The 14,916-nt window shown below is 71.7% G+C and carries 12 protein-coding genes and 1 pseudogene; 1 reads left to right on the top strand and 12 read right to left on the bottom strand.

The features are described 5' to 3' along the window. Nucleotides 1-76 precede the first annotated feature (76 nt). The 12 genes and pseudogenes from F8568_RS23580 to F8568_RS23625 all read right to left on the bottom strand — a co-directional run bounded on the left by F8568_RS23580 (nucleotide 77) and on the right by F8568_RS23625 (nucleotide 13,585). Nucleotides 77-1,126: an SAV_2336 N-terminal domain-related protein gene (locus F8568_RS23580; RefSeq protein ID WP_160573729.1), complete on the bottom strand. Its 1,050-nt coding sequence runs from the start codon at nucleotides 1,124-1,126 to the stop codon at nucleotides 77-79. Between the two features lie 344 nt (nucleotides 1,127-1,470). After that, nucleotides 1,471-1,638 (bottom strand): annotated as a pseudogene (locus F8568_RS48490) (response regulator); the annotation flags it as partial. Between the two features lie 86 nt (nucleotides 1,639-1,724). Beyond that, a complete protein-coding gene (locus F8568_RS23585; RefSeq protein ID WP_151595847.1) occupies nucleotides 1,725-4,454 on the bottom strand; it encodes an ATP-binding protein in 2,730 nt (909 codons plus the stop codon). 85 nt (nucleotides 4,455-4,539) lie between these two features. Then, nucleotides 4,540-5,457 (bottom strand): potassium-transporting ATPase subunit C, encoded by a 918-nt coding sequence (locus tag F8568_RS23590; RefSeq protein ID WP_151595848.1) that lies wholly within the window; start codon nucleotides 5,455-5,457, stop codon nucleotides 4,540-4,542. Between the two features lies 1 nt (nucleotide 5,458). After that, nucleotides 5,459-7,636: a potassium-transporting ATPase subunit KdpB gene (gene kdpB, locus F8568_RS23595; RefSeq protein ID WP_151595849.1), complete on the bottom strand. Its 2,178-nt coding sequence runs from the start codon at nucleotides 7,634-7,636 to the stop codon at nucleotides 5,459-5,461. Next, nucleotides 7,633-9,303, bottom strand: coding sequence for a potassium-transporting ATPase subunit KdpA (gene kdpA / locus F8568_RS23600; RefSeq protein ID WP_151595850.1), 1,671 nt, complete (start codon nucleotides 9,301-9,303; stop codon nucleotides 7,633-7,635). Before kdpA ends, kdpB begins: the two co-directional genes overlap by 4 nt. Next, nucleotides 9,304-9,498: a K(+)-transporting ATPase subunit F gene (gene kdpF, locus F8568_RS46965; protein ID WP_202125260.1), complete on the bottom strand. Its 195-nt coding sequence runs from the start codon at nucleotides 9,496-9,498 to the stop codon at nucleotides 9,304-9,306. Nucleotides 9,499-9,851: 353 nt separating this feature from the next. Further along, nucleotides 9,852-11,060 (bottom strand): flavin-dependent oxidoreductase, encoded by a 1,209-nt coding sequence (locus F8568_RS23610; protein WP_202125265.1) that lies wholly within the window; start codon nucleotides 11,058-11,060, stop codon nucleotides 9,852-9,854. A gap of 5 nt (nucleotides 11,061-11,065) precedes the next feature. Beyond that, nucleotides 11,066-11,719, bottom strand: a complete 654-nt coding sequence (locus F8568_RS23615; protein ID WP_151595852.1) for a cupin domain-containing protein — start codon at nucleotides 11,717-11,719, stop codon at nucleotides 11,066-11,068. Between the two features lie 10 nt (nucleotides 11,720-11,729). Continuing rightward, nucleotides 11,730-12,011, bottom strand: a complete 282-nt coding sequence (locus tag F8568_RS51115; protein WP_407924484.1) for an MDR/zinc-dependent alcohol dehydrogenase-like family protein — start codon at nucleotides 12,009-12,011, stop codon at nucleotides 11,730-11,732. A 4-nt stretch (nucleotides 12,012-12,015) separates the two neighbouring features. Further along, complete coding sequence (locus F8568_RS51120; protein WP_407924485.1) at nucleotides 12,016-12,528, bottom strand: alcohol dehydrogenase catalytic domain-containing protein; 513 nt, start codon at nucleotides 12,526-12,528, stop codon at nucleotides 12,016-12,018. 61 nt (nucleotides 12,529-12,589) lie between these two features. After that, nucleotides 12,590-13,585 carry a cytochrome P450 gene (locus tag F8568_RS23625; RefSeq protein ID WP_160573730.1) on the bottom strand — a complete coding sequence of 332 codons (996 nt, stop codon included), beginning with the start codon at nucleotides 13,583-13,585 and terminating at the stop codon, nucleotides 12,590-12,592. A 439-nt stretch (nucleotides 13,586-14,024) separates the two neighbouring features. On the opposite strand from F8568_RS23625, the gene F8568_RS23630 reads away from it, so the two are divergent. Further along, the coding region (locus F8568_RS23630) for an acyl-CoA dehydrogenase family protein (protein WP_151595855.1) at nucleotides 14,025-14,916 on the top strand (892 nt) is incomplete at its 3' end.

Genomic DNA, 14,916 nt, shown 5'->3' on the forward strand with positions numbered 1-14,916 from the left:
TCACCCCGCACCCCCAAGACGCTCTCTCCGAGTGTGCACTGCGGCCGCCGGAAGCGGCCCTACGTTGCGGCGGTTGCTATGCCAGGGTCACTCCCCGCGCAGAAAGTGGACTCGGCCATACGGGCGGCGCCGGGAGACGTCCGGCCGTGGTCCACCAGACCCTTCCAGCTCGAGGGTGTGACCGACCTCCTCCAGTTCGTCCGCCGGCTCCTGCAGGAGATGGGCTCGGCGAGACGGTTCGCTGGCCTCGGGCGAGCACCCGGAGGGCGGCGCCGTGGAACCGCGCGTGGGGCGAGGAACGCAGGTAGGAGACGAACGGCTGCAGCAGCGCCAGCGGGCCGCGGCGTCCCCACAGGTCGAGCGCCTTGAGCGCCTCGCCGTCGCGCCAGATGCCATCGACGCAGTCGCTCACCACCAGCGTCAACTGCCGTCCGGACGGGTCAATGATCTGCTTGGGACTGCGTGGCGCCCCACGCGTACCGGACTCCGCGTACAGTCCCAACTCGCCGCCGGCTGACCTCCCCAGGTGCCACACCCGGATGTCGCGGAAGGCGCCGAGCCGCTCCAGGAGCCTGCGCAGTTCCCCGGCCGTCGACCGCCACACCGCCATGGACGGCCCGGCATCGATGACCAGGGCGAGGCTGAGCCAGCGCTGCCTTTCCGGGACGAGAACCGGTATCACGATGTTCTCGTCGGCGACGCGGTCGGCGGTCGCGTCCTCGTCCATGACGAGGACGCGCTCGGAAGGGAAGCGGCGTCTCAGCGGGCGCAGCGCCCGCATGATGTCCAGGCCGTGCGGCAGCGGCGAGACGGCGGGCGCGGGCGCGGCGATCGCGCTGCGGGGAGCGTCTTGGGCCGGTGCCGCCGCGGGTTCGGGAGGATGGAGAGAGACACGGTGTTCCTGGTGGTGCGGATCGCGAGGCGGGCCGAGCGGCAAAGAAGACGGGGACGCCCCCGGCGCGGGACCTGGGTGCTCCGGCGGCGTGAGCCGTTCCCCGGCGGCGGCCGGCGCGGGAACGGAAGCGGCCGCGCCCATCTGCTCGGCCAGCCACAGCGTCTCGATGACCTCGCTGTCGGTCGCCCGGCCGCCAGGCCGGCAGCGGGGCTTCGGGCGCGCCGACCGCATCCGACGCGCCGGTGTCAGCCGCAGGCCCCCCGAAGTGGCGCCAGGCGAGCGGAGGTGGCAGCCGGCCGATGCCGTCGTGCGGGGCGCCCGTTCCCTGGTAGATCCGCCAGTCGTTCATCGTGTCCCTCCTTACGGGGCGGACAGCGCCGCGCCGTCGGGGTCGGGCCCGGGTGGGATCGTCCAGAAGCATCGTGAGGTCCCGACCGCAGTGATCGGTGTCCTGGTCCTGTGTCCGGGCCTCGGCCCGGAGCGTCCTGATCAGGTCGGGAAGGTCGGCCAGGGATCGACCGGCGAACCGGTCGGTGAGGAGGCGGCGGAAGTCCTCGGTTCCCGTCCGCGGGCGCCCGGCGGGTGATCGCGCGGATCCGGGCCAGCAGTTCGTCGACGCCGAAGGGCTTGGTGACGTAGTCGTCGGCGCCGGCGTCCAGGGCGTCGACCTTGTCGCCGCTTCCGGCCCGTCCGGACAGCACGATGATCGGCACCGCCGACCAGCCGCGCAGCCCGCGGATCAAGGGTTGGGGAAGAGCACTGGTCACCTCTGATGAGCGTCTTGGGGGAGGCCGGTCGGCTGCGCTGACGGCGGCGGGAGCCGTCACGGTCATTGCGAGGGGCCTGCGCGGTCGTTGCCGTTGCCGATGCGGTCGCGCCAGGCGGCGACCCTGTCGATGATCCTGGGGTCGGCGAGGTCGGCCTCCGTGTCCCCCTCGTCCGGGCCGGGGGCCGGCGCGGCGGGGGCCTCGCCTCCGGAGGGCGCCTCGGCCGGGGTGCGCGGTCGGCGGACCGGCATGGTGAGGATCATGGTGAGGCCGCCGCCGGGGGTCTCCTCGGGGGTGATGTCGCCGTCCATCGCTTCGGCGAGGCCGCGGGCGAGGGCCAGGCCGAGGCCGACGCCGGTCTCGTTGTCGCGGTCGCCGAGGCGCTGGAACGGCTGGAAGACGCGGTCGCGGTCGGCGGGCGGGATGCCGGGCCCGCGGTCGATGACGCGCAGCTCGAGCCGGTCGCCGTGCGCGCTGGCGGTGATCACGACGGGCTCGCCCGGCGGGTTGAAGCGGACGGCGTTGGCGACGAGGTTCGCCAGCACGCGTTCCAGCAGCGCCGGGTCGGCGACCATCTCCGGCAGGCCGTCGGGGACGTGGATCTCGACCGCGTCGCGGCCGGTGTCGCCGATCGCGCGGGCGACGACGTCCTCCGCCGCGACCCGGCGCGGCGCGAGACCGAGCGACCCGGCCTGCAGGCGGCTCATGTCCAGCAGGTTCGTCACCAGGTGGTCGAGCCTGGCCAGGGACTCGGCGGCGGTGGCGACCAGCTCGTCCCGATCCTCGGCGCTCCACGCGACATCGGGGCTGTGCAGGCTCTCGACGGCGGCCTTGGCGGAGGCGAGCGGGGTGCGCAGGTCGTGGCCGACGGCGTTGAGCAGCGCGGTGCGCATCTTGTCGGCGGCTTCCAGCGGGCGGATCTGGCGGGCGGTCTCGGCGAGGCGCCGGTGGCGCAGCGCGACGGCGGCCTGGGCGGCGAACGCCTCCAGGATGCGGCGGTCCGAGGCGGGCAGGGTCCGGCCCCGCAGGACGAGGGAGAGCGTGCCGTCCTCGACCAGGATGTCGGACTCGCCGGCGTCCGGGCTGGTGCAGGGTTCGCCGCCGGCGGTGGCGACGATCCCCCAGCGGTCCGGGTCGCGCAGGGTGTCGGGGGTCACCGGCGCCTCCGGGTCGCGTTCCAGCAGCGTGACGGCGGTGAGCGCGTAGGTCTCGCGGAGCCGCTCGAGGATGTTGCCGAGCGCGCGGTAGCCGCCGGGCCCCGCGATCGGCGCGTGCTCGCCCCGCAGGATGTCCCCGGCGAGGGTGGACAGCACCTCGGCGTCGGCGCGGGCCCGCGCGGCCTCCCGGCTGCGGCGCACCGTGATGTCGACGATCGTGCTGACCGTCACGCCCACCACCACGTAGACGACGAGCTGGAGCACCGCCTCCGGTTGCGCGACGGTGAACGTGCCGGTGGGCGGGGTGAAGTAGTAGTTGAGCAGCAGGGAGCCGCCGATCGCCGCGAACAGCGCCGGATACAGCCCGCCCAGCAGCGCCACCCCGACGACCGCGGCCTGGAACAGCAGGATGTCGCTGGCCAGGGACAGCTCCCCGCGCAGCCGCACCAGCAGGAAGGTCAGCAGCGGCAGCCCGGCCGCGGCCACCGCGAAGCCCGCGTCGCGGCGCGCGGCCGGAAGGCCCGCCGTTCGCCGCGCCCTCCACCGGCGCCCCTGGTTGGTCTCCTCGTGGGTGACCAGGTGCACGTCGATCGTCCCGGACTGCGCCGTGGTCGTGACGCCGACGCCGCGCGAGAACAGCTGGGCCACCCGCCCGCGCCGGGACGCGCCGAGGACGAGCTGGGTGGCGTTGACGCCGCGGGCGAAGTCCAGCAGCGCGTCCGGCACGTTCGAGCCGACGACCTGGTGGTAGCTGCCGCCCAGGCTCTCCACCAGGGCGCGCTGCCGGGTCAGGTGCGCGGGGCCGGCATCGGTGAGCCCGTCGTTGCGGGCGACGTGGACGGCGAGCAGGTCGGCGCCCTTGGTGCGGTCGGCGATGCGGGCGGCGCGGCGGATGAGGGTGTCGCCCTCGGGCCCGCCGGTGAGGGCGACGACGACGCGTTCGCGGGCCTCCCAGGTGCCGGCGATGCCGTGGTCGGCGCGGTACCGGTCGAGCTGGTCGTCGACCTTGTCGGCCAGCCACAGCAGCGCCAGCTCGCGCAGCGCGGTGAGGTTGCCGACGCGGAAGTAGTTGCCGAGCGCGGCGTCGATCTTCTCTGGGGCGTAGATGTTGCCGTGCGCCATCCGGCGGCGCAGCGCCTCGGGCGCCATGTCGACCAGCTCGACCTGGTCGGCGCGGCGGACCACCTCGTCCGGGACGGTCTCGCGCTGCGGGACCCCGGTGATCTGCTCGACGACGTCGTTGACCGATTCCAGGTGCTGGACGTTGACGGTGGTGACCACGTCGATGCCGGCGTCCAGGACCTCTTCGATGTCCTGCCACCGCTTGGTGTTGCGCGAGCCGGGCACGTTGGTGTGGGCCAGCTCGTCGATCAGCGCGACCTGCGGCTTGCGTGCGATGACCGCGCCGGCGTCCAGCTCGGTGAAGCTCGTGCCGCGGTAGTCGAGCGTCCCGCGCGGGACGACCTCCATGCCTTCCAGGAGCGCGGCGGTGCGGGGCCGGCCGTGGGTCTCCACGAGGCCGACCACCACATCGGTGCCCCTTTCCCGGCGGCGGGCGCCTTCGGCGAGCATGGCGTAGGTCTTGCCGACGCCGGGCGCCGCGCCGAGGTAGACGCGCAACCTGCCGCGCCCCATTCGCACCTCCATCGTCAACGCCCGTCGTGGTGAGCCCCCGGGACCGGAGCTAAGAGGGCTCACCACAGGATCGGGCTGAGGCGGATCAGCCGCGGACCGGGAAGGCGCGGTCCAGCGCGATGTTGAGTTCGAGGACGTTGACGCGCCGCTCGCCCATGAAGCCGAGGTCGCGGCCGTCGGTGCTCGCTTCGACCAGCCGCTCGACCCGGGCGGGAGTCGTGCCGCGCGCCTTGGCGACCCGGTTCACCTGCAGCGCGGCGTAGGCGGGCGAGATGTGCGGGTCGAGGCCGCTGCCGCTCGCGGTGACCGCGTCGGCCGGGACTGCGGGCTCGGCGGGCGCGTCGCCCTTGATCGGCACGACCAGGCCCTTGGCATAGTCCTCACCGTACTCGGCCAATTCTACCGGCACGCCCTTGTAGGCGGCGATGAACGGCGCCTTCACCACGCCCTGCTCCTCGTTGAGGCTGACCACCCGGGTGGGGTGCGGGACGGTGCCGTCGGCGGTGCGGTGCCCGAACACCGCCAGGACGGCTCCGACGCCGCCCGGTGTGCAGAAGGGCCGCGCCCCGCTGACGCCTTCGAGCTCGCCGACGGCCTTGCTGCGGGCGCACACCTGGGTGAGCAGGCTCTGCCCGGCGTTCTCGTCCTCCTTGCCCGCCGCGACCGGCTTGGGGTCGGGCAGGGTATCGACGATGTCCTCGGGCCCGAGGTTGCTCGCGGACGTGGCGGTCGGGTCGTAGCCGTCGCCGGCGTTGGACGGGCGGCTCTGGAAGTACTGCCGGAGCGGGTCGCCGTCCTTGCCGGTGAACGACTGGCCGATGAGCGAGCTGCCGACCGTCCGGCCGTGCAGGGAGACGTAGGAGCCGTCCGCATGGTGCTTCAGGCCGGGGATCTGGGCGACCGCGAACACGGCCAGCGGGTAGGCGGCGCCGAGCAGGACGGTCAGCACCAGCAGCGCGCGCAGGGCGGCCAGGTGCTGCCGGATCCAGGTGGGATAACGCATGTCAGGACATCCCCGGAAGGAAACGGACGATGAGGTCGATGATCTTGATACCGATGAACGGCGCGACGATGCCGCCGAGCCCGTAGACGTACAGGTTGCGCGACAGCAGCTGGGACGCGCTGCTGGGCCGGTACCGGACGCCGCGCAGCGCCAGCGGGATCAGCGCGATGATCACCAGCGCGTTGAACACGACGGCGGACAGGATCGCCGACTGCGGGCTGTGCAGCCGCATGACGTTCAGGGCGTCCAGCCCCGGATAGAGGCCGGCGAACAGCGCCGGGATGATCGCGAAGTACTTGGCGATGTCGTTGGCGATCGAGAAGGTGGTGAGGGCGCCGCGGGTGATGAGCAGCTGCTTGCCGATCTCCACGATCTCGATGAGCTTGGTCGGGTCGGAGTCCAGGTCGACCATGTTCCCGGCCTCCTTGGCGGCGGAGGTGCCGGTGTTCATCGCGACGCCGACGTCGGCCTGCGCGAGCGCGGGCGCGTCGTTGGTGCCGTCGCCGGTCATCGCGACGAGCCGGCCGCCCACCTGCTCCCGCCTGATGAGGTCGAGCTTGTCCTCCGGCCTGGCCTCGGCGAGGACGTCGTCCACGCCCGCCTCGTCGGCGATGGCCTTGGCCGTCAGCGGGTTGTCGCCGGTGATCATCACGGTGCGGATGCCCATCCGGCGCATCTCGCCGAACCGCTCGCGCATCCCGGCCTTCACCACGTCCTTGAGGTGGATGACGCCCAGGACCCTCGCGGTGCGGTCCACGACCTCCCCGACGACCAGCGGGGTGCCGCCGGAGGCGGAGATGCCGTCCACGATCTGGTGCAGGTCCGCCGGGACGTCGCCGCCCTGCTCGCGGACCCACTCACCGACCGCGGCGGCGGCGCCCTTGCGCAGCATCCGGCCGGGCGTGCCGTCGCCGGACTCGTGGAGGTCGACGCCGCTCATCCGCGTCTGCGCGGAGAACGGCGCCCAGGTGGCGTGCGACAGCTCGCCGGGCGTTCGTTCCCGCAGGCCGTGGCGCTGCTTGGCCAGCACCACGACCGAGCGCCCCTCCGGGGTCTCGTCGGCCAGGCTCGACAGCTGGGCGGCGTCGGCCAGCTCGTCGGCGTCGACGGCCCGCAGCGGCAGGAACTCGGCGGCCTGCCGGTTCCCCAGGGTGATCGTTCCGGTCTTGTCCAGCAGCAGCGTGTCGACGTCGCCGGCCGCCTCGACGGCGCGTCCGGACATGGCGAGGACGTTGCGCTGGACGAGCCGGTCCATGCCCGCGATGCCGATCGCCGACAGCAGCGCGCCGATCGTGGTGGGGATCAGGCACACCAGCAGCGACACCAGCACGATCCCGGTGACGCCGTGGGCGTCGAGCGCGAGGCCGTCGCCGACGCCCGGGTCGACGGACTTGGAGAAGATCGCCAGCGGCTGCAGCGTGGCGACGGCCAGCAGGAAGATGATCGTCAGCGCGGCGAGGAGGATGTTGAGGGCGATCTCGTTCGGCGTCTTCTGCCGGCTCGACCCCTCCACCAGCGCGATCATGCGGTCGATGAACGACTCGCCGGGCCTCTGGGTGATCTTGACGATGATGCGGTCCGACAGCACCCTGGTCCCGCCGGTCACCGCGGACCGGTCGCCGCCGGACTCGCGGATGACCGGCGCCGACTCGCCGGTGATCGCCGACTCGTCCACGCTGGCGATGCCCTCGACGACGTCGCCGTCACCGGGAATGATCTCGCCGGCCTCGACGACGACGTGGTCGCCCTGCCGCAGGTCGGGGGCGCCGACCCGCTCCTCGCGCAGATCCCTCTGGTTCGGCGCCCAGCCGGTCAGGCGGCGCGCCACCGCGTCGGTCTTGGCGCGGCGCAGCGCGTCCGCCTGCGCCTTGCCCCGGCCCTCGGCCACCGCCTCCGCCAGGTTGGCGAAGACGACGGTGAGCCAGAGCCACGCCGCGATCAGCCAGGCGAACACGCTCGGATCCGTGCCGGCGAGGACCGTGGTCCACACCGCGCCGATCTCCACGATGAACATCACCGGGTTGCGCCACAGGGTGCGCGGGTCGAGCTTGCGCAGCGCGTCCGGGAGGGACTTCACCATCTGCTCCGGGTCGAGCAGGCCGCCCTGGATCCTGCCCCCGCCGCGAGGTCCCGGCGGTCGCGGCGCCGAGCCCGGCGCCTGAACGGTCCGAGTGGTCATGAGTGGATTCCTTCGGCGAGCGGCCCCAGCGCCAGCGCGGGGAGGAAGGTGAGCGCGACGAGGACGACGGTGACGCCGGCGACGAGGCCGACGAACTGCGGCCGGTGCGTGGGCAGCGTGCCGTCGGACTCAGGGGCCCGCCCCTGCCGGGCCAGCGATCCCGCCAGCGCCAGCACGAAGATCATCGGCAGGAACCGGCCGAGCGCCATGCACAGGCCGAGCGCGGTGTCGTAGAACACGGTGCCGGCCGTGAGCCCGGCGAACGCCGAGCCGTTGTTGTTGGAGGCCGAGGTGAACGCGTACAGCACCTCCGACAGCCCGTGGGCGCCGTGGTTCAGCATCCCGGCGCGGCCGCTGCGGGTCGCCATCGCCACGCCCGTGCCGGCCAGCACCAGGATCGGCGTGATCAGGAAGTACATCGAGGCGAGCTTGATCTCGCGCGAGCCGATCTTCTTGCCCAGGTACTCCGGTGTGCGGCCGACCATGAGGCCCGCGACGAACACGGTGATGACGGCGAGGATCAGCATCCCGTACAGGCCCGATCCGGTCCCGCCGGGCGCGACCTCGCCGAGCATCATGTCGAACATCGTCATCATGCCGCCGAGGCTGGTGTAGGAGTCGTGGAAGGAGTCCACCGCGCCGGTCGAGGTCAGCGTCGTCGCGGCGGCGAACGTCCCTGAGTCGGACACCCCGAACCGGGTCTCGACGCCCTCCGTGGCCCCGCCGACCGCGGTCGGCACCGTCCCGTGGTGCATGAGCTGGAACACCTGGACGAGCACCACGCTGATGACCGCGAGCGTCGCCACCACCGAGACGATCGCGTACCCCTGCCGGTCGCCGCCGACCATCCGGCCGAACGTCCGGCACAGCGCGAACGGGATGAGCAGGATCAGGAAGATCTCCAGCCAGTTCGTCCAGGGGGCGGCGTTCTCGAACGGGTGGGCGGAGTTGGCGTTGTAGAAGCCGCCGCCGTTGGTGCCCAGCTCCTTGATGGCCTCCTGGCTCGCCACCGGGCCGCCGGTGATCGCCTGGTGCCCTCCGGCCAGCGTGTTCACCACGTGGTCGTGGGCGTCGCCGAAGTTCTGCACCAGCCCGCCCGCGATCAGGACGAGCGCCCCGGCGAACGCGATCGGCAGCAGGATCCGGACGCTGCCGCGCACCAGGTCGACCCAGAAGTTGCCGAGCCGGTCGGTGCGCTTGCGGGCGAAGCCCCGCACCAGCGCGATGGCGACGGCCATGCCGACGGCGGCGGACACGAAGTTCTGCACCGCCAGCCCCGCCATCTGCACCATGTGGCCCATCGTCGACTCGCCCGAGTACGACTGCCAGTTGGTGTTGGTGACGAAGCTGACCGCGGTGTTCCAGGCCTGGTCGGCCTTGACCGGCGGGAAGCCGAGGCTCAGCAGCAGGTGGTTCTGCAGCCGCTGCAGCCCGTACAGGAACAGGATGCCGATGACCGAGAAGGCCAGCACGCTGCGCGCGTAGACGGGCCAGGTCTGCTCGGCGTCCGGCCTGGCTCCGATCAGGCGGTAGATCGCCCGCTCGGCGCACGCGTGCTTGGTACCGCTGTAGACGCGGTACATGTAGTCGCCGAGCGGCCGGTACGCCACCGCCAGGGCGAGCACGAGGGATCCGATGAAGATGATCCCCGCGAGGGTCGTACTCATCTAGAAGCGCTCCGGGTACAAGAGTGCGGCGATAAGAAAGATGGTCAGGATCGCGGCGAGCACGAGACCGACCGCGTTCTCGGCGGTCACAGCTTCTCCACGCCCCTCACCACGAGCCCGAGCAGAACGAACACGCCCACGGTCAGCAGAACGAACACCACGTCGCTCATAGTCGCCTTCCTTGTCGAACGTCATCGCGGACAGGACGGCTCCATCACGGCCTCCCAGCGCACATCACGCCCCGGTTCCCTCCGGGGCCCATTCGAGTGAAGCGCCGTTTCGGGGGGATTCGACCGAACTTGACGGGCTCTTAGCGGCGATGGCGGCGAAATTAACGCGTTCCTAACGCCGGGCCCCGCTCGCAGTGGCGCAGGTCACCGGCGGCCTGCCAGGAGGCGCCGGCCGCGCTCGGCGACGGCGTCGAGCGCGACTTCCGCATCGTCGAGGGCCTCGGCTGACGAGCGCCGCCGCGGCTCACGCCGTCCGAAGGACGGAGCCGCGCGAACCGCTCATCGACCGGACCGTCGGCTCGTCGTCATCGTGATCGGTCAGGTGCGGTCGCGGTGGCCGCCGGAGACCTGGGTGTAGCCGGCCACGATGGCCTCGAGCTCGGCGGGACTGATCACGTCCTCGATGCGGTCGAAGCCGTGCGGGGCTCGGCGTTCGACCTCGTCGATGACCTGCTCCGGGCCGCCGAGCCGGTTGCGCAGGACGATCTGGGCGGTGACGGGGAGGCGGTCGTGCTCGTAGGCGAGCAGGGCTTCGGCGGGGTCGGCATGGGCCGCCAGGTGGGCGCTCAGGTTGACCGCGTCCAGGATGGCCTGGCCGGCGCCGTTGGAGCCCATCGGGTACATGGGGTGGGCGGCGTCGCCCAGCAGGGTGACCCGGCCGTGCGTCCAGCGGGGCAGGGGGTCGCGGTCGCACATGGGGAACTCGATCCTGTCCCGGGTGGACGCGATCATGGCGGCGTGGTCGAACAGGTCGCAGGTGAAGCGCCCGACGTGCGCGGCGAGGGCCGCCGGGTCGGCGGGACGCGTCCAGTCCTGCTCGTCGGGCGGCGGGTCGCCGGGACGGCCGGTCGGGACGACCATCGCCCAGTTGGTCAGCCTGGTGCCCGGTGCCGTGCCCGCCGCGATCGGGTACACGACCAGCTTGGCGGCGTTGCCGCCGATGATCACCATGGTCCTGCCGGTGCCGAACTCGGGCCAGTCGGTGGCGCCGCGCCAGGTCATCATGCCGCTCCAGCGCGGCGGGCCCTCGCCCGGGAACAGCGTCGACCGGGTGGTCGAGTGGATGCCGTCGGCGCCCACCAGGACGTCCGCGCACGCGTGCGAGCCGTCGGCGAACCGGGCGGTCACGGCCTCGGCGTCCTGCTCGAAGCCGACCAGGCGGTGACCGGTGCGCACCGCGTCGGCGCCCAGCCGTTCGAGCACCGCGCGGTGCAGCAGGCCCTGCAGGCGGCCGCGGTGCACGCTGATCTGCGGGTGCGCGAATCCGGCGGCCCGGCCGCACGGCCTGCGCATGATCTCCTGCCCCAGCCGGTGGGTGTAGATCAGCTCACCGGTGCGCACCCCGATGCCGTCCAGCCCGTCCAGCAGCCCCACCGCGGCCAGTTCCCGGACCGCGAACGGCAGCGCGTTGATCCCCACGCCGAGCTCGCGGATCCGCTCACCGCGCTCATGGACCACGCAGTCGATGCCCTCGGCGTGCAGCCGCAGCGCGGTGAACAACCCGCCGATCCCGGCTCCGACGATCATCACCTTCACGGCTTCTCCTCGTCCTTATCGAGAGTGCCACGGGCACCGCTCGGCGATCCACCGGCCGGGCGGTCCGCGGCCGGATCGGGCGGCATCAGCCAGCGCATGGCGAGTCCGCTGCTCGGATCGGTCTCCGGCGCGACGGCACCGGGGTCGAGGATGTGCAGCCCTCGCTCGGAGAGGCCGCCCGCCACCTTGTCCAGCGAGTTGACGACGCCCCCGGCCTCGGCCATGACGACGTCTTCGTCGGTGGCGACCACGGTGTTGCGCGCCCAGGCGCGGCGGATCATCAGGAAGTCGCATCCGTCCGGCCCCGCGGCCTCGGCACCATAGATCGTGCGGGCGTCGTTGTAGGCCATACCCCCGCGGCCGACCTCCTGGTCACCGACGGTCGCCGAACCGCGTTGGATGAGTATGAACTCGCCCTCGGTGTGCCAGTGGCGCGTGAAGACGTAGCCGGGCCGGAACCGGATGGCGGAGACGGGGAACCGGTCGTCGTCGCGAGACGGCTTGACGAACCACTTCTCCTGCACGCCCGAGTTCCGGGTCTCCATCGGGTCGCGTCCCGCCCGCGGCGCGGGATAGGCCCACTCGATAAGCACTGGATCGATGAGGTGCACGCCTCGTGCGGACGACGGCAGCACAGCTCCCTTGATCACATCACACCACTCATCGCTCGTTCGACTCCCGCCGACGGTAACGAACTTGAGTACAAAAATCCAGGATCCGACTCCTCAGCGTAGTCGTCGATGTTGACCCATTCTCTCCGGTGATGCCGCGCTCGGCGGCCTGGTCGCCGGCGCGCAGGCCGATGTACTTACCGCCGTCTCGCACGACCGGCAGGACCCGCTCTCGCAGCCGCGCCGCGTCGATCACCCCGTCGGCGGCCCGAGCTCTAAGCGGGGCGGTGTCCCCACTGTCGACGACCTCGTGGGCGCCCAGGGCCAACACTCGTTTACGATGGTTCTCCCGCACGATCGCGACGACCCGAGCACCCGCGGCGACGGCGAGCGACAACGCGAAGCCACCAACCTCGCCGCCCGCACCGCTGATGGCGATCGTTCGCCCGGGAACCGCGCCGGAGCGGTCGACGGTGAGCTGGGCGGTCAGCCCCAACATCGGCACGGCCGCCGCCTCCGCCGCGGACAGTCCGGCGGGGATCCGCGCCGCGCTCGCCTCGTCGACGATGGCGAAGTCGCTGTGCCCCCCTTTCAGTAGCGATGAACGACGCCATTGCGGCGACCCGCTCGCCTGTACGCCAAGTCGAGCGCGGGCCTGTGGCCACGATCGTCCCCGCCAGCTCGAGCCCACCGACATAGGACCGGTCCCCAGCGAGGTAGTGGTCCGGTTCGCCGGCCCGCAGAGCCAAGTCAGCCGGGTTGACCGGAGCTTTCTCCACCGCGGCTCCGGGCCCGGCTTCGGTAGCGGCAGCAGCCGCAGCCGGTCCGGCGGACCGTACTCGTGGCACCCGACAGCGCGCATCGGCGAACTCACCGCAGACCTCTCTTCGACCGGCTTCGGCCGGCCTGTCAGACCTCGCCGCCCGTTCCGACCGGCTCGACGTGGACGGGCGGGCTGTCGAGGATGATGTTCGACAGGCGACCCGGAGCCCAGTCCAGGGGGCCTGGCGGGCAGCTGAAGGCCTGCACGCGATCGAGCCACTGCTCGAGGAACACCGCGGCCTCGGTCCGGGCCAGCGCCGCGCCAGCGCAGTAGTGCGCACCGATCGCGAATGCCAGGTGCCGCCCTGTAGGCCGGGTGATGTCGAAAGCGCCGGCATCGGGGAACACGGCCGGATCGCGGTCGGCGGCCTGGAGATTGAGCAGGACGGTGTCCCCCTCGTGGACCGGGCACCCGCCGATCTCCGTATCGCGGGTCCCGATACGGCTCACCGAATGCGTCGTGCCATGGAACCGAAGCGCCTCGTCCACCGCGTTGGGCACGAGCTCGCGCCGCCCGCGCAGCAGCTCGACGACCTCCGGCCGCCGGGACAGTTCGAGGACCGTGGTGGCGAGCAGCGTCTGCGTGGTCGTCGCACCGGCGACGTTGAGCAGGATCGTCATCTTGAGCAGTTCGTGCTCGGTCAGCCCGTCCGGCTCCGCGGTCGCGCGCAGAAGATCAGAGATGAAGTCGTCACCCGGATTCTCCCGCCGGGATTCGAGGACTCCCCCGATGTACCCGGCGTAGGCGGCGAAAGCCGCTTCGGCGGCGAGCTGTTCCTCGGGCAGGTCCTGGCCAAGGAAGTGGCCGACCGAACGCTCGAGGACCATCGACAGGCGGGTGTACCGCTCACGATCCCCGGGCTGGATCCCGAGCAGTTCGGCGATCACCCTTTCCGTGAGCGGGCGCGCATAGGCGTCGAAGTCGAAGTCGCGGAGCGGGACTGCGGCGTCGAGAAGCTCGCGGCTGATCGCCTCCACCCGCGGTCGCAGTGCCCGCACGACATTCGGGCGGAACGCCGGGGTGACCAGACGGCGCAGTCTGTTGTGCTGCGGCGGGTCCAGGCCGATCAGGGTGTCGGACACGACGGACACCCGGCGCTGCCGCTCGGGACATGATCTCGACCCGCCGCGCGACCGAGAACGTCTCGTCGTCGAGCAGCGCCGCCCGCACCTCGTCGTGACCGAACACCATGACGGCCCCGATCTCCGGCAGGAGGGCCGCCGGAGCATCCGTGCGCATCTCGTCGTACCAGGACAGTGGGTCCTGCCGCCCCTCATCGGTCCACGGCGGCGGCGATGTGACGGGCATGGTCGCACTCCCTTCTCGGCGGTCTCCAAGATCTCACTTTGAACGTATCGAATCCAGGATGTAACATCCGGAAGCCCTGGCTTCCGCGGCGACAAGGCCGCCCGCCCAAGGGGCGATTGTCGGCTTCCGTGGGTGCGGCGTCGCCTCGACCAGTACTTTGGCGCCCAAATATTGAAGTTCCAAGTAACAGCGCCGCCCGATCCGGAGGAAACGATGAGCGACTTTCCCGCGTACGCGCCGTCGGAGGAGCACGAGTTGCTGCGGGCGACGGTGCGTGAGCTGGCGGATGCCAAGATCGCGCCGTTCGCGGCGGAGGTGGACGAGGAGTCGCGCTTCCCCCAGGAGGCCCTCGATGCGCTGGTCGCCAACGACCTGCACGCGGTGCACGTGCCCGAGTCGTACGGGGGTGCGGGTGCGGATGCGCTGGCGACGGTGATCGTGATCGAGGAGGTCGCGCGGGCGTGCGCGTCGTCGTCGCTGATCCCGGCGGTGAACAAGCTGGGCACGGTGCCGGTGCTGCTGTCGGGCTCGCAGGAGCTCAAGGCCAAGTACCTGGCGCCGGTGGCGCGCGGTGAGGCGATGTTCTCCTACGCCCTGTCCGAGGCCGACGCGGGGTCGGACGCGGGCGGGATGAAGACCCGTGCGGTGCGCGACGGGGACGCCTTTGTGCTCAACGGCGCCAAGATGTGGATCACCAACGCGGGCGTGTCGGAGTACTACACCGTGATGGCCGTCACCGACCCGTCGGCCGGTGCCCGCGGGATCTCGGCTTTTGTGGTGGAGAAGTCCGATCCGGGGGTGTCGTTCGGGGCCAAGGAGCGCAAGCTGGGCATCAAGGGGTCCCCGACCCGGCAGGTGATCCTTCAGGACGTGCGGATCCCCGCCGACCGGATGATCGGCGCGGAGGGCACCGGGTTCAAGACGGCGCTGGCCACGCTGGACCACACCCGCATCACCATCGCCGCCCAGGCCCTGGGCATCGCCCAAGGCGCGCTGGACTTCGCACTCGGCTATGTGAAGGAACGCAGGCAGTTCGGTAAGCCGATCTCCGATTTCCAGGGTGTGCAGTTCATGCTGGCGGACATGGCGATGCGGCTGGAGGGGG

It is taken from the genome of Actinomadura physcomitrii (assembly GCF_008923205.2).
Classification (GTDB): domain Bacteria; phylum Actinomycetota; class Actinomycetes; order Streptosporangiales; family Streptosporangiaceae; genus Spirillospora; species Spirillospora physcomitrii.

Excerpts from the sequence above, each read along its gene's own strand:
- F8568_RS23580 (WP_160573729.1), bottom strand. The coding sequence starts at position 1,126 with ATGCGGTCGGCGCGCCCGAAGCCCCGCTGCCGGCCTGGCGGCCGGGCG.
- F8568_RS23585 (WP_151595847.1), bottom strand. The coding sequence starts at position 4,454 with ATGGGGCGCGGCAGGTTGCGCGTCTACCTCGGCGCGGCGCCCGGCGTC.
- F8568_RS23590 (WP_151595848.1), bottom strand. The coding sequence starts at position 5,457 with ATGCGTTATCCCACCTGGATCCGGCAGCACCTGGCCGCCCTGCGCGCG.
- kdpB (WP_151595849.1), bottom strand. The coding sequence starts at position 7,636 with ATGACCACTCGGACCGTTCAGGCGCCGGGCTCGGCGCCGCGACCGCCG.
- kdpA (WP_151595850.1), bottom strand. The coding sequence starts at position 9,303 with ATGAGTACGACCCTCGCGGGGATCATCTTCATCGGATCCCTCGTGCTC.
- kdpF (WP_202125260.1), bottom strand. The coding sequence starts at position 9,498 with ATGACGTTCGACAAGGAAGGCGACTATGAGCGACGTGGTGTTCGTTCT.
- F8568_RS23610 (WP_202125265.1), bottom strand. The coding sequence starts at position 11,060 with ATGATCGTCGGAGCCGGGATCGGCGGGTTGTTCACCGCGCTGCGGCTG.